A 20,568-nucleotide genomic window follows, 5' to 3' on the forward strand; every position below is an offset into this window, starting at 1 on the left:
AAAAAGATTGTATAATATTCAGTTTTCAAAGAACTATCATGAGAGAAAATATCTCTCAAAACTAAATAGAATCCGACCAAAAAATAATTTTTTATTTAGGTTTATTTATTTTTTGGATTTCTATAAAAAGTACACAAATATTTAAAATATTCTAATATTTGTTAATTATCTAAAATTAACTCCGTTAGAAAGGAGGTGATCCACCCCCACATTCCCGTAGGGGTACCTTGTTACGACTTAACTCCAATCACCAGTCCTACCCTAGACGCAAGACTCACGAGGTTATCTTAACGGTTTTAGGTATTACCAGCTCTCATAGTTTGACGGGCGGTGTGTACAAGACCCGAGAACGTATTCACCGCGACATGTCTGATTCGCGATTACTAGTGATTCCAACTTCATGAGGGCGAATTGCAGCCCTCAATCCGAACTGAGATCGGCTTTCTCTGATTGGCTCCCCATTACTGGTTTGCAACAGTTTGTACCGACCATTGTAGCACGTTTGCGGCCCTAGATATAAGGGGCATGATGATTTGACGTCATCCCCACCTTCCTCCAGCTTACGCTGGCAGTCTCGCTAGATAAAGTAACTAACAATAAGGGTTGCGCTCGTTGCGGGACTTAACCCAACATCTCACGACACGAGCTGACGACAACCATGCACCACCTGTCATCCTGTTAACCTCCACTATATCTCTATAGTTTTGCAGGAGATGTCAAACCTAGGTAAGGTTTTACGTGTATTGTCGAATTAAGCAACATGCTCCACCACTTGTGCGGGTCCCCGTCAATTCCGTTTGAGTTTCATTCTTGCGAATGTACTACCCAGGCGGGTAATTTAATGTGTTAACTGCAACACCGACACATTCCGTGCCAACATTTAATTACCATCGTTTACGGTGTGGACTACTAGGGTATCTAATCCTATTTGCTCCCCACACTTTCGAGCCTAAGCGTCAGTTGTAGCCTAAGTTTTCGCCTTCGCCACTGGTGTTCTTCCATATATCTACGCATTCCACCGCTCCACATGGAGTTCCAAAACTCCCTACTACACTCTAGACTTGCAGTTTCCAATGCATACAACCGTTAAGCAGTTGTATTTAACACCAGACTTGCAAATCCGCCCGCGCTCGCTTTACGCCCAGTAAATCCGGATAACGCTTGCATCCTATGTATTACCGCGGCTGCTGGCACATAGTTAGCCGATACTTATTCAATGGATACAGTCAAATAGAAATCATTTCCTATTCCTACCATTCGTCTCCAATAAAAGAATTTTACAATCTATATAAGACCTTCATCATTCACGCGGGATTGCTCCATCAGGCTTTCGCCCATTGTGGAAAATTCCCTACTGCTGCCTTCCGTAGAAGTATGGGCCGTGTCTCAGTCCCATTGTGGCTGTTCTGCCTCTCAGCACAGCTATGCATCATTGACTTGGTGAGCCATTACCTCACCAACTATCTAATACACCGCACCCCAATCTAAAAGCGTTCCAAACGGAACTTTAAACATTTTCTCATGCGATAATAATGCCCTATGCGGTATTAGCTAGATTTTCATCTAGTTATCCCCCACTAATAGGTATGTTGGATACGTGTTACTCACCCGTTCGCCACTAGGTATTGCTACCTCGTTCGACTTGCATGTATTAGGCATCCCGCTAGCGTTAATCCTGAGCCAGGATCAAACTCTCAAAAATTGACGGATTCTATTTAGTTTTCAAAGAACTTTCTTGTTCGTGTTTTTCACAAACAATATAATTATACACACTTTTTGAAAAATTAAGAAAAAAAATAAAAAAATTACAATTAAGATTTTTTAATTCTAAATTGCTCTTTTTTTATTTTAATAAATTCTAAATTAGTTTTATTTAATTAATTCACCATATAAACCATCATATATAATGTTTGTAATTTTAACTTTCAAAAGTTTGTTTTCTAAATTATCGTTAGATTTAACATATACTCTACAGTATTCATTACTATAACCTGAGTAATATTCTTGATTTTCTGATTTTTTTTCAAATAAAACTTCAACACTAGTATTGAGAAATCTTTTAAGATTTATTCTTTTATTAATTAAACAATACTGTTGCACTTCTTTTATTCTATTATGTTTAATAGTATCATCTACAACATTTGGAATATAACTTGCTTTTGTTCCCTTTCGTGCTGAATACGGAAAAATATGCATATCATAAAGATTAATTTTATTTAGAAATTCTAGTGACTCTTTATGATTAATATCAGATTCTGTTGGAAAACCAACAATATAATCTGTGGTGAAATTTGTATTTGGAGATTTGCATCTTATTTTTTTAATTAAATCAAAAAATTGATTAGTTGTATACTTTCTATTCATTTGATTTAATACTTTATCACTTCCTGATTGAAGACAAATATGCCAATGTTGGCAAAAACGTTTTTTGTTGGAAGTTATTAAATCAACAATTTCATCTGTTATTTGAAATGGTTCAACTGAAGATATTCTTACTCTAAAGTCTCCATTAAGTTTTGAAATTTGAAAAAGTAAATCATAGAAGTTGACACCATTTTCGTCATAATATCCTGCAGTGTTTACACCAGTTAATACAATTTCTTTAAAATTATTAGAAACTAAATTTTGTATTTGGTTGATTATTTTTGAACATAGTTGAGATCTCTGCCTTCCTCTTGAAAAGGGTATAATACAATATGAACACATAAAATTACAACCATCTTGTATTTTTATAAATGCTCTAGTATTTTCTAAAAAAGTAAAATTTTCTTCATTTGATTCAAAAGATTTTTCAAGAAGTAAATTTTCAATTTTAACAATTCTTTCTTTATTTTTTAAATAAGATTGAATTAATTCAAATATATTATTTTTATATTTATTTCCTATTTGAATACTAATATTTAATTCTTTCATTAAATTTGGATTAATTTGTGACATACATCCAGCTACAACAATTATTGATTCATTATTATTTTTATATGCTTTTCTTATAAAAAATTTAGATTTAGCATCCGCTTTATTTGTAACTGTACAAGTATTTATTATATAGATATCAGCTTTGGAATCAAATGGAACTTCTATTAATCCATGTGACAAAAGATCATTTTTAATTATATTTGACTCAAATAGATTTACTTTACATCCTAAAGTATGTATTGCAAATGTGTTCATTAATAATCCTTTATTATTTTTTATCTTCTACATTTTCTTGTTTGCCTTGACTTCTTCTGATCGCTAATTCAATTTTTATTCTTATTTTTGAATATGAATTCAATCCAGTAGATATTAATGAAAATAATATCACAACAGCAATAAGAATATATAGGTAATAAGATTTAATAATATTTGCTGTAAGTGAAGGAGCAAAAATAAACATTAATGAGGCAAATATAAAATTAAGCAATATAACTAAGCAAGAAAGATAATGCAAGTAGATTCATGTATGTTTAACATGAATTTTTATAAGTTTAAAATAATTTTGTTTATGAAACATAAATATTATTAATAAAATAATTGAAATAAATAAACAAATTACATATGGTAAAAAAAATAATGGATTTATCACATAACCATTTGGTTGTTCTAAAATAATTTTTTTTGCATCTTGAATTATCAAAATACTTGAAACAACTATTCCAATAAAAAATATGATATTTGATATTGTGAAAAAATATTCTAAAAATTTATTTTTCATTTTTTTTTATAATCCTCAATAATACAACTTACTAAATATAAACAAGCTGTTTCAGCTCTTAGTATTGTTTTAGTTAAAACAATGCTTGAGCACAAAGATGAAAGTTCATCTATTTCTTTACTTACGAAACCACCTTCAGGTCCAATAATTAATCCTATATTTTTATTAAAATTTATTTTAACACTATCTAAATTATTTTGACACTCTTTTTCATTAGCAAATACAAAATTATTATTTTCTTTTATTTTTTCTACCAATTTTTTGTATGTAATAGGAGCATTAATAATAATATTTTTATGTCGCTTACATTGTTTACAAGATTCTTTTGAAATTCTATTTAATCTTTCTAAATTGATCAACAAATTGCCTTGTGTTCTACTAAAAAAAACAGGTGTTATTGAATTAATGTTTAGTTCATTCATTTTTTCTACAACAAATTCAAATTCTTTTTTCTTTAATAAAGACACATATAAATCAATTGGATATGTTTCTATAACATTATATTCTTTTATTGAATCAACAATTGCAATAAAAGGATTTAAAGATTTAATGATAGATGAAATCAAATTATTATCTTGATCAATGCATTCAAGGTAATCACCAATTTTTTTTCTTAACACTTTTTTTATATGAAAAATATCTTCATCTGAAAAAAAAATTTTATTTTTAATTTTCTCCACATTAAATCTTTGCATATTATTTCATAACCTTATCTAAAATAAAATTTATAAATTTATATGATGAATCTGTACCATATTTTTTAGATGTAATTATGGCTTGATCTATTAATATTTTTTTATCAATTTTATGGACATTGTATTCACAAATTGCACTAAATATTATAGCCCTATCTACATAATCTAATCTATTTATCTTTCAAGTATCTTTTAAATTATCTTGCAATAATTTAAAATATTCTATTTTATTATTTATAAAATCTTTAACTATTGATAAAATATAGATGTCATTTGGAAGTTCTTTTTCAATCTTTTTTTCAATATCTTTGTCATTTAGGAATTCATCTATTAATAATGAATATATAAATTTAAATACAACAACTCTTCTTTCCCATTGAGAAAGAGTATAGTTTTTATTTATTTTTTCTTTATTTTTAATTTTCATAAGAAAAAGTTATTATTTTGTTATTGATTTGAAATTTATTTGAAAGAACAAAAATTAATTGTTCATATAAATTTTTTTCTTCCTGTCTTGACAGACAAATTTTTTTAGAAAAATGAACATTTATAAATTTTAAAGTATTTCTTTTAATATCAAAAGTAACATCAATGTTCTCTTTTGAATTTACATAATCTTTTATTATTGATAAAAAAGAATTCTTTAATAAATCTTTCTCAATAAAAATTCCACCTAATTTATTTGAATAAACCTTAATCATAAAATTACACCAAAAATAAAACTATTTATTGTCTCTTCCAACATACGTTCCATTAGTAGTGTTTATAATGACCTTTTCACCAGTTTTAATAAATTGTGGAACATCTAATTCATAACCAGTTGAAAGCCTTGCTTTTTTCAAAGCAGTTGTTACAGAGTTACCTTGAACAGCTTCTTCAGCAAATTCAATTTCCATAGTAACTTGATCTGGAAGATCAACACTCAAAATTTCTTCATTGTACTTTAAAACATTAACTTCCATACCATCAACAATGAAATTTTTTTCTCATTCTAATTTTTTAACAGGAAATTCTACAGTTTCAAAAGTTTCGTTATCCATAAATATGTAATTTACACCTTCAGAATAAGAAAAAGTAGCTTTTACTTTTGATACTGGTGCTTGTTCTAACTTTTCACCTGTTAAAACTTCAGTAGTAATAGCTTGGGTTCTTAAATTTTTAACTTTACACTTAACTATACCTTCACGCATTGCTGTTTTATTAAATGAATTTTCTAAAACTAATAGCAAATTATTTTTATAAATAATTGTATTGCCACGTCTTAAATCTTTGGCATGAATAATTTGTGACATATATACCTCAAAAACACTAATATATAAATTTTATAAATTTTAAACTAATTTATCAACAACAAAACTATAAAATATATATATTATTGGTCTTTTTTGCAATTAAAAATAAAAAAATACAATCATTTAAAACAAATAATTGTATTTATATATATTATTTTTCTAAGTCAGCTCTTGTAAGTTTTGGAGTAGAATGAGTTTTAATTTCAAAAAACAATTGTTGTTTTCTTTTCTTTTTAGGAGCCTCTAAAACAAATTTAACTTCTTCTTTTGGTTGAGGAGTAGTTTCAATTTTTTTAGGTTTTTCTTCAACTAATTGTGTAGCAATAGGTGCTTGTTGAACTGGAACTTCAGTTGCTACAGGAGTCTCTTCTAATTTCTTTCTATTAGCTTCAATCTCAGATAACAATCTAATTCTTTCTAATTCTAAAGTTTCTTCAATTTTTCTACGTTCAGCTTCGATTTTCTTTATTTCATCTGAATAGTTAATATCTTGATAATTAGGTTTACTACTATATTTTTCTTCCATTAATTTATCAAGTTCTTTTCTTGCAAGTTCTTCTTCGATATCACTAGATTTAGACTTTCTTAATTGAGATTCTAAATCATGAATCTTTCTATTAGTTTCTTCAATTTCTTTTTTAGTTTTTTCTTGGGCTGAAGATAAATCTTGCAATCTCATTAATGCCTCTTTTATTGATTCATCAATGTTACTTAAAGTATTTTTATCACCACTTGTAGCAATTGTATCCTTAGTTTTTAATCTCTTAATTTCTTCTTCTTGTCTTGAAATTAAATTTTCTAAATCAAGAAGTTTTTGATTACTTTCTTGTCAAGCAGAACCAAAATTATTACTTTCTTTTTCGCTAGCAATCTTTTCAGCATCTTGTTTAATTAAATGTTGTGCATCACTACTAAAATTTGAAGAATTAAAATCATTGTTTATTTTATAATTATTAATTCTAGTAATTTTTGTACCTGGAATTGGTGTTGTTCCATTGTAATAATTATGTTTCATAAGTTCCTCATCAGTTAAATTTTCTCAATCTATACTATCTATATCATTAATAATGTTATCATTATTTTTGAATATAAATTCATTATTTTGTGCATCTAAATTATTTTTAGATATTTCATCAAATAAATCATTTTTTAAATTATCATTTTCTTTAATTTGTTCTTTAAGTTGTGATTCTAATGCTGCAATTTTTTTGTTTGCTTGATCAAAGTATTTTTGTAATTCTTTGTCTTCAAAATTAGCATCATGAACTTCTTTTAAATTTGTATTTTCAATTTTTTTCTTATTTAATAAAGCAATTTTTTCTTTAACTAATTCTATTGCTTGTTTCTTAACTAATATTTCCATTTCATTGCTATTCAAAATGTTTGATGGATTTATATCATATGCATTCTTGCTATCAGATCTTTCCTTGTAAATAAATTCATCATTAAAATTTTTGAAAGGCATTGTTTCTAAAATTTTTGAAATATCTACATCTTTATTTTTTAAAACTTCAGATAAAGTTTGTACCAAATTTTGTCTATCTTCAGATAGTAATTTAATTTGTCTATTTTGTTCATCTAATAAATATTCAAGATCGTTCATTTTATTATTATTTTCAAGTTGAAGTTTATAAACTTTTGAAACTTCTGATTCTTTTAATTGTCCTTCTTCGAATAGCCTTTCAATCAATTCATCATTTCTATCTTCAGAAAATAAATTATAGTCATGTATGTATTTTTCTACTTCTTCTTTAGCTATTTTTTTAGATTCATCTTTTATGAAAGATTCAAGTTCTTCAATAGTATCAAATCTTGAGTCATAATATTTATAGTTAAATATTGAAGAATTTGTATCAAAATTCCCTTCTAATTTTGATAATTCTGATATACGCTTATTAAAAGACTCTTCTAATGTTTCGTTAATTTCTTTTTGTCTTGCAATTTCTTCTTCAATTAAGTAAATTCTGTCTTGATTTTTTTGCAATTCTTCTTTGGCTTTTATTTCAAATTGAGTTAAATTATCAATTTTTTCTAATGTATCATAAATTGTTTCATCAAAATTTTTAATTGTTTGTTTAGTTGCATATTCTAGACGTGTTTCCATGTTAGAAATTTCTTCACTATATTTTTCCTCAATTAAATCAACTATTTTTTGTTCATCCACTGAAGGTATTGCACCATTTTCTTTCAAATCACGTGTTAAATTTAAAGTCTCTTGTTTAATTAGATTTTTAACAAAAGATTGAATATTTTTTTGATTAGTTGCAATATCAGAAATAGCATTCCCATATTGCAATATAAAATCATTTAAATAATTTGTTTGCATTCTAAGTTTTTGGTCAATTTGAAGAAGTTTTTCTCCAGTTAATAAAATTACTTGTTGATGATATGGCAATTTTTTAAATTCAGGATTATTTTCTAGTTCAATAATTCTTTCACATTTTTCACTTATATCAAATTTAAAAATATCATTATTTTTCATAAAATACCTCTTTATATTTATTGCCTATTTTTTATCATCTAGAATACTGTAATTAAATAATTGATCATCTGATAAATTACTACTATTTTTACCTAACTGTTCCTTTTCTTCTTTATGAGCTTTAAATTCCTGCTCATAAAATCAACCAAAATCATCTTCAGATTCAACTGCATTATTTAGATTTGACTCTTTTAAATCATCTAAATCAATTTTTAAATCATTTAAATTAAATTTAAATTCATCTGCTAAAGGTATTTTTTCATCTAATTTAACAGATTCATAATTTTCTTCAAGCTTAGTTAGAATATCTTTTATTCTATTTTTGAAAAAATCACTCACTTCTTCTTTATTATCATCAATAAAAATTGGGTTAGTAATGACTGGAGTATTATTAGTATTGTTTGCTGCAGAGATTAAATTTAATTTTTTAATTTCCTCTCTTACTAAACTTGCAGTTATTTGTTTTACTTTTTCATAAACTTCATTTTCATATACTTGTTCAGGAGAACTATTTATCACAAGATCTTTACCATAAATCTCAAAAACTTTTTCTTTTAAATAATCAATGTCTGCCTTTTGAGCATTAATCTTATCAATTGCTATTTCAAATGAGTTTTCTTTATCTTTTTTGAAACCTTCAATTTCTTCTACTTGTTTTAAAATTAATTTTTCAAGATTTTCTAAAATTCTATTATTTTCAAATAAAGCTTCATAATTTTGAAGAATTTCTTTCTTTTGATCTTCATATTGTTTATCACGTTCATTTAATTCATGATAAATTGCATTTAATGATTCATTTTTAATTTTCTGTCTAATATCTTTTGAATCAATAATTTCCTTTTTTAAATTATCTTGAATATCTTCATCTAAATATCTTTTTACACTATTTAAAATTTTATTTTCTATAACACTCATTGATTCTTTTAAATCATCTAATTGTTCATTAACAACATAAATTAATTTATCATTAATGATATCTTCCAACTCTTTAGAAGCAAAAACCATTTCAATAATTTCGCTTTTTTGTAAAAAGTCTTCTTTAGAATCCAATTTTGTTTCAAGTTCTATAAATTTATTTGAATTATAACAATTAGTGTTATGGAAATCATCTCTTAATTTTGTAAATCTATCATTCAATTCTAATTTAATATCATTAGAAACATAGTTAACTTCTGAAGAAATAATATTTTTAAATTTATCAGAATTAATTGTGTATGTTAGCATTTCTAACTTATCTGATTCATCTAATTTTCTGTCCAATTTTTCATCAATAATAGTTTGTTGGATTTTCTTTTCTAATGAGTAATTGAATATATCACTATCCATAACTTCATCAATAACTCTTTCTCTTGTTATTATTTGTTTTGGATCAAATAAATTTCTTTCAACTAAAGCTTCTTCAACAATATTTTTTGAAATAGTTTTAACCTCATCGATCATTGTTTCAGTTAAATTATTTTTTACATAATCATTAGGATTAAAAGAATTTGATAAATCTTCTACTAAAGAAAGTCTTTCATTGATTTTTTCAATAGAATTTTTTAAGTTATTTGATTCAATTGAAATTTCATTAATATATTTTTCATTATCAGTTGTTTTACGTGCAATTTCTTCATTATATAAATATTTTTCATCAACTAAATTTTCATTTTTATGACTTAAATCTATTAACAAGTTTTCAAGATTAGTTAACAATTGATTGTTATCCAATCATGTCGAATATATTTTATTTATTTCATTTTCTAAATTAGAATATTGTTCTTTTACAACATTAACATCAAGTGATAATCTGTGTGCATTATCAATAGTTTGTTCCAAAATAGTTTTATTTGAATACTCACTTGCCAAAATATAATCATTAATACTTTTTTTGATGATTTCTATTTCTTTATTTAATTTTTCTTGAACATTAACTAATTCATTTTGTTTATTTTTTAATTGATCTAATTCTTCAGAATTAACATTCATAGTTTTGTTAGATTTGTTATCTAAATCTGAATCATCAATTTCAAAATCTTCTAAAGATATTTCATTATCAACTTTAACTTCATTCAAAACATCATTATCATCAAATTGAATTGGCTGAATAACAATTTCTTGATCATTTCTATCAATTTCTTTTAATTGAACATTATCTGTTTTTGATATTTTAGTACCATTTATTACTTCAGACAATTGGTTAATCATTGCACCAAAAGCCTCTTTTAAACTATCATTGTTTTCTACCAATGTTTTTTTAATACTAGAAATTACATCATTATTATTTTCATTTAAAGGGGCATCAAAAGAGTTATTGTCATTATGACCATATTTCAATTGTTTTAGTTCATTATCAAAGTCAATTAATTTTGATTCTATTCTAGACAAGATGTTTTTACTTTCTTCTCAAGTATCATTGCTTCTTTTAATCTCTTCTACATTTTTAAGAGTTCCTTCTTCTAATTTTTCCAAAGTAGAAGCAAAAGGATTATTGGCATCACTTGCCAACTCCAATTTATCTTGTGCTAAATATTTCTGTGCTAAGTGTTTAGCTTCTTCACGAATCAATAAATCTGTTTCTGCTCTATTTTCAAAATCAAGATTAGAATCAAAAATTATATCATCAATATAGCTATTTTTTTTATGCTTAATTGACATAATAAACCCCTTCATTTATCATTTTTTATTTTTCAATTTTCACTATCTTTCCACTATTTCTTTTAAATTATTATTTTTTTTATAGAAAAGACTTATTTCAGATTTTCTTCTTTCAAGTTCATCTATGAAAAATAAAACATTATCATTTATTAATTTTAATGGAGAATCACTGTTTTTATTCATTTTTTGTAATTTAGAATCATCAGATAATCATTTTTCTTTTAATTCATTTATTTCAGTAATAATTTTGTTTAAATCAACTATCAAGTTTTCTTTAAGAGTATCAAATTTTTCTTCAATAACTCTTATTGTATCTTTGCCAACTATATCCTTGAATTTTCCTGAATACATATTATCAGTTTCAAGACTTATAAATTCATCACTAGAAGTTGGATTACCAAGTTTATCAACATAATTTAATTTATCAATCATTTCATTATATAAACTATGTTTTTCCTCTTGGAATGAATTCAACTGTAACATTAACATCTCTATATAATTGTCTAATGAATCCAATTGATCAAAAATTTCTTTTTCATTCAATTCTCTTAGTTTATTTACTTCTTTTTCAAGTTTATTTAATTTATCTTTATATCCTTGAATTTCTGTATTTTTTAAATTAAGAATATAATCTTTAAAATTTTCTTTTTGTTTATCATATTCTTCTTGGATTAACCCTTTTTGCTTATCAAATTTATCAACTATTTGTTTATAAACATAGTTTTCAGAAACTAATGATGTGATACCATTTAATAATTCTTTATTCTTGTTTTCTAATGCATCAAATGCTCTTTCAAGATTTTCTTCTAAAATTGAAATTTTTGAAATAATCTCATTTATAGTTTTAATATCTTCTTCATTAAAATCATCAACTAAATTTTGATCATCATGATTTTTATTTGAATAAGAATCTAATATTTTAGCTTGCAAATTAATAAACTTAGAATTTAATAAATCAATCTCATTATTAAATGTAGTTTTTAATTTATTCACAAGTTTATCAAAAATAGCATTAGATTTAATATCTACTAAAATATCTGAATCATAATCATTATTAGAACTTAAATTATTATTTAACTTATATTTTTTAATTAAATTTTCCTTATCATTAAATAAATTACTTAATGCTTTTTTGTTTTTATCAATTAAATCTGAAATAATTTCTAATTTTTTCTTATTTGCCAAAATTAAATCTTTATGTCTATTTTCAGCATCCATATCTTGTATTTGTAATGAAGCATCTAATTTATGCTTTAGTAAAGATAAATCTCATTCAATGCTAAATAAGTTAAATTTTAATGAATCTAGTTTATCTTGAATTTCTCCTAGTTTTTGAGATTCAGAAGTTGATAATTCAAAATGAATATTATTAATTTCAGAAGTAATAAATTCAACTTTCTTAATTAAAAAATCAATATTAGAAAAGTTTTGAAAAACATCAACAGAAAATAATTCTGAAATGCTATTTTTATCTTGGAAAAAGCCCATATTATTATGAAGATAATTTGATAATTCATCTATCTTCTCATTCATTTGAACAAGTTCATTATAATCATCACTTTTATAAATACTTGTTATATTGTCTGGAGTAGAAAGATTTCTTTTTAAACATTCTTGAACTTTTGATGCAACCACCTGTGACAATTGATCAATTTCATTAGAATTGAATTTTAAATCATTTGGACTAGCATTACCAACTCATGACATAACTTCATTTTTTTCTTGAATCAAAGTTTCAATTTCTCTCTCTTGCATATCTATCAAAGATGCAAGTTTTTCTAACTTTAAATTTAATGATTGTAATTTTGAAAACTCACTCTCAGAAAGTTCATTTTCTCTTTTAACATAATTCTCTTCAATCATTTGTTTTAACTCATTATAATTTTCTTTATCTTTCAATAAAGTGTTTGTTAAAACTTCTTCATATTTTTTAAAATTATCAAATAATTTTGCTTCCACATTTTCATATTCATCATCTAAACTTAAAACTTTTTCAGATATTAATTTAGTAATGTAATCAACACTATCAATTTTATTAGATAATTCAATAAATTCATGTTTATTTCTATCAATAATTTCTTCAGTTAAATCATTTAATTTTCTTTCAATATGACCAATTTTGTTGTTTAATTCTTCAGCATTAATTCCATTATTTATTAGTTCTGAAATTTTATTATTTAACTCAACACTAAATATATCTCTTAATTCAGATTTTAAATTATCACCTAAACCATACTTACTAGAATATTTAATTGAATCAATATCACTAATAATTGAATCTAATTTTGAATTAATTTCACTATCATTAAAAATTGAATCTTTTGTTGAATTTAATCTATTAATTATTTCATTAAAACTTTCATTAAAGTTTTGTTTAATATAATCATAATTTTGTATCAACTTTTGTTCAACTGAATTTATATTATTCATCATTTCATTTAACGATTTATTATCATTATAATTAGATGCATTGTTCATCAATGATGCAGCCATATTGCTATTAATAGCATCTAATTGAGAAACAAATGTTTGTTCAAGCCCATTAATTTTATCTTCAAGACTTTTTACAATTGAAGTTACATTATCTTCTATTTCCATAAATGATGATTGTGTTACATCATCATTTTTTGTAGTTTTTGACAACATTTCATGAATTGTATCAAATGCTTCATTTTTATCATTTAGTAGCTCTTCTAATTCTTGATTTTGTCTCATAATCAAGTGTTCAAGTTGTAATAATTTTTCACTATTAATTAAAGATCTATTTAAAGCAACTTCATCATTTGTGCTTTTATTATCATCTTGAATTTTATTTAATAAACTAATAATATATTTTTTTTCATTTTCATTACTTTTAATAATACTTGTAATCTGTTGTTTTGTTTCTAGGAAAAATTCATTTTTTTCATAATTTATAGAATTTACAAGTTGTGCTAATTTATCATACAATCTATCAGAATTTTCTTGTTCAATGTTTAATTTATTAGCATTACTTTCATTAATAACATCAACTAAAGAAGTAAATTTATTTTCAAGTTCTGAAATTCTTGAATTAATAATTTCACTAGTTTTATTTTGTATATCATTCTTATTCTCTTTAAAAGCAGAAGTTAAAGACTCAATTTTATCTTCAAGAGGACCATATTGTTGAATCAAAGATGATTTATTACTTTCTAATAAATTAGATAATTCATTCTTAATGTCATTACCTAATCCAAATTGATGAGTACCATGTTTAATATCTCTTACATTATTTAATAATTCATCCAATTTAGTTCCAGTATCTCTATTAGAATTCAATCAATTAATAATTTCATTAAAACTATCTGAAAAATTCATTTTAATTGTTTCATAATTTTGCAATAATCTATTTTCTACATCACTAATATTGTCAATTAAATCATTTCTATCAGAATTTTCACGTGAATTCATAGACTCTAATTTATCAACAAATGATTGTTCAAGATTGCTAATTTTTTCATCAAAATTATAAATTATACGTTCTATATTAGATTCAATATGCGACAATAATTCTTCTGGATCATTTTTTCCTTGAGGGTTATTTAAAATATCTTCAAGAACATCAAATGCATCATTTTTTTCTTTTAATAATTCTTCAATTTCATCATTTTGTCTCATTATTAATGATTCAAGTTGAACTAATTTATTGCTATTTACTAAACTTCTATTGTATGCTTCAGCATCACTTGCTGAAATTGTTTCAGATTGTATTTTTTGCAATAATTCAATAATTGTTTTCTTTTCATTTTCATTATTTTTTACAATATCAACAATTTGCTTTTGAGCTTGCATTATAAAGTCATTTTTTTCTGTTTTTATTGAATCAACAAAATTAGATAATTTTTCAAAAATCTTATTTGAATTTTCTTGTTCTAAATAAAGTTTATTTTCATTTTGTTCTACAAGAGAATTAATCATTTTATTAAATTTTTCTTCAAGATCATTAATTTTTTTGTCAATTATTTCTGTAGTTTTATTTTCAAAATTATTATTTTTAGTTGCTAAATTATCAACTGAATCAATTAATTTTAAAATTTTATCTTCTAATGAAGAATATTTATCATCATTTATTGCAAAAGATTGTTTTGAAGTTGGTGAATCATCCAAATTGATTTTTTGATTTTCTCCATTAATAGATGAAATTTTTTCATGTAAAAATTTATTAAACATAATATAGTTTTTAAATTCTTCTTTTAATTCCTCAATACTATCATCAATTAAATTCAAAATATTCTCTTTAAATTTAATTAAGTCACTAGAATTTTTATTATTTAAACTAGAGTATTTTGAAGAATAATAATTCAAATCCAATTTAAAATCTTTATTAATGTAATCAAGTTTATTAATTACAGAAGTTGTGACAACTTCATGAGTAACATCATTTGGATTCAAATCATAAATGATTTCATCAATAAATCTTGCTTTGTTTTTTTGAATGTCTCTAATTTCTTTAATTTGCTCTTCAAAAAGATTTTCAATATCTTGTGTATAACTTTTATCAAGAGAAGAAGGACTAGAATTTAGTGTTGAAGTATCAAGATTACTTGAAGAAGAAAATTCATAATTTACATAATTTTCGAACTTAGAAGCAACTTTTAATTTATTTAAGTCTTTTTCATCATAAAATTCTACAAATTTATTCAATAAATGTTGAAATTTATTTTTTCCAGAAAGAGATGATAGTTTTTCATATATTCTTTCTTTTGTATTATTTATTTTAATAGACAACTGTCTATTTTCTTCTTCTAAGCTAGTTTGAGAATTATTTTTTTGTTGAGAATGAAAATTGTTAGAATTATCAATATCATTATAATCTGAAACAATATTTTGTAATTCTTGCTTTAATTCTTCAATATTTAGTTTATTATTAAATTTATTTTTCATAATTTTCTCCTATATCTTCTCAACAAATGTTTCAAATTGATCCATCTCATATAAATCAACTAATTTCTCTAAATTACTTAACTTTTGAAAAATATTTTTTAATTTATTGTTCTTATTAATTAACTCATTTGAATCATATAAATCTTGATGATTAAATTCACTTAATGATGAACCACTTTCCTTTAATTTATTATAAATGTCAACTTCAGTCTCTAAATTATCAAAAACAACTTTTTGATAATTTATTAATAATTTTATTGAATTTAATAAATCAACAAAATCAAATCAATATTGAGATTGTGAAAGATCATCCTCTAATTCATATAAAATATTAGAAACATTAATTGATGACATTTCACTATTTAATAGTGCTATGAAATTATTAATTCTATTTATTAAATCATTAATTATATTAAAGAAACTATTTACATTAAATGATTTATCATTAATAGTAATAACTTTATTATTTAAAATATTTCTTTCAGAAATAATTTCATTTACAAACTCATCAAATTTATCTGTTGAATAAGTAATGAATTGTTTAAAATCATTTAATGTATTTAGTTTGCTTAATCTACTAAACAAATCATGATCATCATTAACTTCGCTTCCAAAAGTTAAATTTACATATTCATCCACATTAATTAAATCATTTTTTAATTCCTCAATATTAGAAGAAGGATTAATAAAATCACTTGTACTAGGAGATATTAATGCAGTCACTTCTGAAGAAAATAATGGTTCTATTTGATCTAATTTATTAATAATTTGTGTATATCTATCTTTCAAATTTTTTAATAAGTCAATAATTGTTTTATTATAAATTTCTTTAGCTTTTATTTTTAATTTATCATAATTATTTATTTCATTACTAACTTTATCTAAACTATCTGTTGTAAATTTATTGTTAATTAATTCTATTTTTAAATCATTAAATTTTTGATCAATTGCCTCTAATAAAGAACTATTTGTAATATTAGAATCATTATAGATATCTTGAGAAAATTGATCATAAATACTATTTTCATTTCTAATATTATTTATTTTATTAGCAAGTGAATCAATAGCTTCATCCTTTTCATTCTCTAAACTTGTGTATTCCTCTTGTTCTTTTAATAAAAGATTTTCAAGTTCATTAAGCTTAGAAGAATTTTTTAGTCAAGCATCATATGATTTACTAATTTCCTCTTCCTTTTCATTGTTTATATAAATTAATTCATTTAATTTAGATTTACACTCTTTGTTTTCCAATAATAATTGATCTATTTGGTGTTTCAAAAATGCAATTTCATCTTTATAGATAGCTTCATCTTTTATATCAATATTTTTTGATGAAGTTAAATTTTTTATTTGATTCTCTAATGAATTAATTTTATCTATTATCAAATTTGTTGAGTCATTAAAATCATTTGATTTTTGATCATAATTTTGTTCCATATTATTTATCAAATCAAGTGATGCACTAATTTGATTTTTAATTTCATCAAAAGATTGATTATTAATATTTAAAGAATTAATTTTTTCAATATTTTTTATTTTTGTAGCAATATTATTTTTTAAAATTCTAATTTTATCTTGAACTTCCAAGTTTTCATTTATTTTATTCAAAAATAAATCTGATTCTATATCACTTAAATCACTATGACTGTAACCAAAAACTCTATCAATATTATCAATAGATGTTTCATTTAACTCTACTAATAAATTTTGATACTTATTTTTTAACTCAACTAATCTGTTAGAAATTCTTTTTTTATTATAAGAAACATCTAAAGATTGATCTATTATTTTTTCCTCTTTCATAGTGACTCCGTATAGTTAAAAATTTATTTTTATATTCTATCTCCTGCATTTAAAAATTTATTTAATGAATCATTTTCTAAATTAGATATTTCATTATCTATTTGTATTAATAATCTTTCAAAATTTTTCAAACGCTCTGTATTTTCTAGAAGTTCTTTTGGAACATTATATTGTTTATCTTTAATTTCCTTAACAATAATTTTTTCTTTTATAATTGGTTCCTTATTTTCTAATTCTTTTAATAAAAGATTGTATTGTTCTTGTAAATTAATTAATTTTGTTTTTAATTCTGCATTTTCTAAAGATTCATCAATATTAAAATCTTTTTCAATACTTAATTCATTTCTATCATTAGCAACTTCATCAGGTAAAATTTTATCTGTTTTTTCTTGATTCAAATCTTCAACAATTTTTTCTTTATTTTCCTGATCAGACTTAACTCTATCATAATAGTTAACATCTAAATAATCTTTATTCTTAATATTAGATTCAAATTCATTTGTATAACCATTTGACTCAAAAGATTGTTCAACAGGAATAAAATCAAATTCTTCTGATTTTGTTTCATCAATTCCACTATTATATTGGATAACACCTTTTTTATCGTCAATTTCATTATTCATAAATGGATCAAAATTCTTTATGTCAACTTGGTCTTTATTGTCCTCATTAGAAATAAAATCTGTTGGATAGTCATCTGGTGATGAAAAAACATGATTTTCACTTACTTGGGAATTCAAATTATTTAATGATAATGAATTATTATTATTTGCCAAAACATCTAAAGCTTTATTTGCCAATAATTCATTAACACGTTTATCAACTAATAATTCAATATTTTCCCTTGCTAAAGATTCATTATATTCATTGTATTCCTGATATTGTTGGTTTTCTGGATAATATTCTTCTTGATAATACTGGTTATTTGCATCTATTGTTTCTTGAACTTTACTTTCAAGAGCTGCAATCAATTCATCTTTTTCAACATTAAGTTTTTCAAATTCTTCAACTTGACTATTTAATAACTCTTCAACTTGCTTCATCTTATTTGTGTTATATGCAAATTTTTGGAAAGAATCATCAAGCTCAGTTGTCATCTCATAGTTTTCTCTTTTAATCTTAATGTTTTCACTTTTCAACACATTAACTTGATTTTCCAACCTAACAATTTCTGACCTTATATCATTATATATATCAGAGTTCTTGATAATATAATCCAACTCTTCTTGACTCATTTCTCCAACATTATAATCATCTGAATAATAATTTGCTACATCTTTATTTTCAAATGCACTAAGTCTATCCATTGTATCATTTAACATTTGTTCTAATGATTTTAATTTCTGAGAAACTTCATTATCCATTATTTCATTTTTTACATATTCATATCCTAAAGAATCATTAATACTTTCTATAGTTTCTTTACTATTTCTATCTAGAGTTTGAATTTGAATTAGTTTTTCTTCTAATAGCTTAACTTTATTTTCAAATCTGTCTATTTTATCTTGGAAATCTTTTATTTCATTTGTATGATTTGATTGTTTATCAAATTCATATGACAAAATATCCTTATTTGTATTAATACCTTCAATATTTTCTTTAACTTTATTCTCTAATAAATCCAGTTCTTCCTTATATCTACTTATCATTGCAGATAACTTAATTTCAACAATTTTATTTGTCTCTTTTTCAACTAAATCTTGAAGTGATTTTGCTTCAATGTCCTTTTCAAAAGCACTTACAGTATATTCACTTTTAATTTCATTAAGTCTAATAAATTCTTCTAATTCTTCTTGTCTATTAATCAACTCTTCATTTTGAGATAGAATTATATTTAAATTAGATATTGTATCTTTTAATTTTTTTTCAAGAGTATCAATAATTATATTTTTTTGTCCATCTAAGTCACTAATATCAATTGATTGTTGACCTAGTAAAATTTCAAGATCTTGTAATTTTTTATTACTTGAAACTCATGCTATATATGATTCATTTAATTCTTTTTCTCTTTCAAGTCTATCATTTTTTAAATCACTAATAGTTGAAATATATTCATCCATCTTATCTCTATAAGTCTTATTCTCTTCTTTTAAGTTTTTAATATCTTTTGAAAGGTTTTCAATATTAGCTTCAAGACTTTTTACTAAAGTTTGACTTATATCTTCAAGATTTTTAATGTCATGATTTTTATAATCTGGAATTTTTGTTAATTCAATTTTTGAAATCATATCATTAATAGCAACATCTAACATGTCAAATGAATGCTTATTAACCAAATCTGAGTCCATTATTTCAGGATGTTCATTTTTAATTTTTGACAATAATGTATCATTAGTATCACTTACTAACTGATTTGAAACTTTTAATTTGTTAATTTCATTCATTAATTTGTTTTCAATTTCTAACAACTGATCACTAATTGAATGACCTTCCATTTTTTCAAATTCATCTTTAATAGAGATTTTAGTTTCAAGTTCATTCTTATTTTTTTTGTATTCATTAAATTCTTGAACTTCATCAAAATACATGTCATCAAAAATTGATAATTCTCTAGGTGATGGATCATTTAAACTTTCAATTAAAACGCCCTGTCTTAAATCTTTAATTTCATTTCTAGATTTTTTTCCAAATTCTTTGTTCACATCTTTTTCAGGAACATTATCTAATGTTCCATAAATAGCATTATCACTTGGTACATTTGAATAATTTTTAATATTTTGTGCTTTTGATAAATCTTCTGTTAAAACTCTTGTTTTTAAATTTAATTGATCAATTGTTTTTTGTAATTGTTTTTCAATTTCTTTATGTTTTTCAGCATCAAAGGACTGCAATGAATTAATAAAATTTTGAATAAGTATTTCTAATTGAGAGACAGCAAAATTTATAGCATTATCTAAAGCAGATTGTTTGGCTTTAGCTAAACTAATAATATTATCATCTTTAGTAGTTTTGATTATGTCATCAATTATTGAAGAAATTGTAAAATAGTTATTTTCTATTACAACTTTTTTTCTAATAATTAATTGTAGTATTTCTTTTTTACTAGATGAACTACTCATA

At 23.6% G+C, this 20,568-nt stretch carries 11 protein-coding genes and 1 rRNA gene; all 12 read right to left on the reverse strand.

What is annotated here, in order from left to right; genetic code table 4:
* Positions 1-188: 188 nt before the first annotated feature.
* A 16S ribosomal RNA gene (locus ACLFO7_RS03950) occupies positions 189-1,702 on the reverse strand.
* 167 nt (positions 1,703-1,869) lie between these two features.
* The gene (mtaB, locus tag ACLFO7_RS03955) at positions 1,870-3,171 is read right to left on the reverse strand and encodes a tRNA (N(6)-L-threonylcarbamoyladenosine(37)-C(2))-methylthiotransferase MtaB (protein WP_412032204.1); all 1,302 of its coding nucleotides are present in this window, start codon (positions 3,169-3,171) and stop codon (positions 1,870-1,872) included.
* 13 nt (positions 3,172-3,184) lie between these two features.
* On the reverse strand, positions 3,185-3,694 hold the full coding sequence (locus ACLFO7_RS03960; protein ID WP_412032205.1) for a hypothetical protein: 510 nt from the start codon (positions 3,692-3,694) through the stop codon (positions 3,185-3,187).
* Positions 3,676-4,389, reverse strand: coding sequence for a 16S rRNA (uracil(1498)-N(3))-methyltransferase (locus tag ACLFO7_RS03965; protein WP_412032206.1), 714 nt, complete (start codon positions 4,387-4,389; stop codon positions 3,676-3,678). Before ACLFO7_RS03965 ends, ACLFO7_RS03960 begins: the two co-directional genes overlap by 19 nt.
* Position 4,390: 1 nt before the next feature.
* On the reverse strand, positions 4,391-4,816 hold the full coding sequence (locus tag ACLFO7_RS03970) for a transcription antitermination protein NusB (RefSeq protein ID WP_412032207.1): 426 nt from the start codon (positions 4,814-4,816) through the stop codon (positions 4,391-4,393).
* Complete coding sequence (locus tag ACLFO7_RS03975; RefSeq protein ID WP_412032208.1) at positions 4,806-5,090, reverse strand: hypothetical protein; 285 nt, start codon at positions 5,088-5,090, stop codon at positions 4,806-4,808. The genes ACLFO7_RS03970 and ACLFO7_RS03975 overlap by 11 nt, the downstream gene beginning before the upstream one ends.
* Before the next feature lie 21 nt (positions 5,091-5,111).
* Positions 5,112-5,681, reverse strand: a complete 570-nt coding sequence (gene efp, locus ACLFO7_RS03980; RefSeq protein ID WP_412032209.1) for an elongation factor P — start codon at positions 5,679-5,681, stop codon at positions 5,112-5,114.
* A 151-nt stretch (positions 5,682-5,832) separates the two neighbouring features.
* Positions 5,833-8,163, reverse strand: coding sequence for a hypothetical protein (locus tag ACLFO7_RS03985; protein WP_412032210.1), 2,331 nt, complete (start codon positions 8,161-8,163; stop codon positions 5,833-5,835).
* A 24-nt stretch (positions 8,164-8,187) separates the two neighbouring features.
* Positions 8,188-10,800, reverse strand: a complete 2,613-nt coding sequence (locus ACLFO7_RS03990) for a hypothetical protein (protein ID WP_412032211.1) — start codon at positions 10,798-10,800, stop codon at positions 8,188-8,190.
* Between the two features lie 42 nt (positions 10,801-10,842).
* Positions 10,843-15,705 (reverse strand): hypothetical protein, encoded by a 4,863-nt coding sequence (locus ACLFO7_RS03995; protein ID WP_412032212.1) that lies wholly within the window; start codon positions 15,703-15,705, stop codon positions 10,843-10,845.
* A 9-nt stretch (positions 15,706-15,714) separates the two neighbouring features.
* A complete protein-coding gene (locus ACLFO7_RS04000) occupies positions 15,715-17,508 on the reverse strand; it encodes a hypothetical protein (RefSeq protein ID WP_412032213.1) in 1,794 nt (597 codons plus the stop codon).
* A gap of 29 nt (positions 17,509-17,537) precedes the next feature.
* Entirely contained in the window at positions 17,538-20,567 is a 3,030-nt protein-coding gene (locus ACLFO7_RS04005; protein WP_412032214.1) for a hypothetical protein, read from the reverse strand.
* Position 20,568 lies beyond the last annotated feature (1 nt).

The organism is Malacoplasma muris (assembly GCF_046774425.1).
In the GTDB taxonomy this organism is placed as follows: Bacteria; Bacillota_I; Bacilli_A; order Mycoplasmatales; family Mycoplasmoidaceae; genus Malacoplasma; species Malacoplasma muris.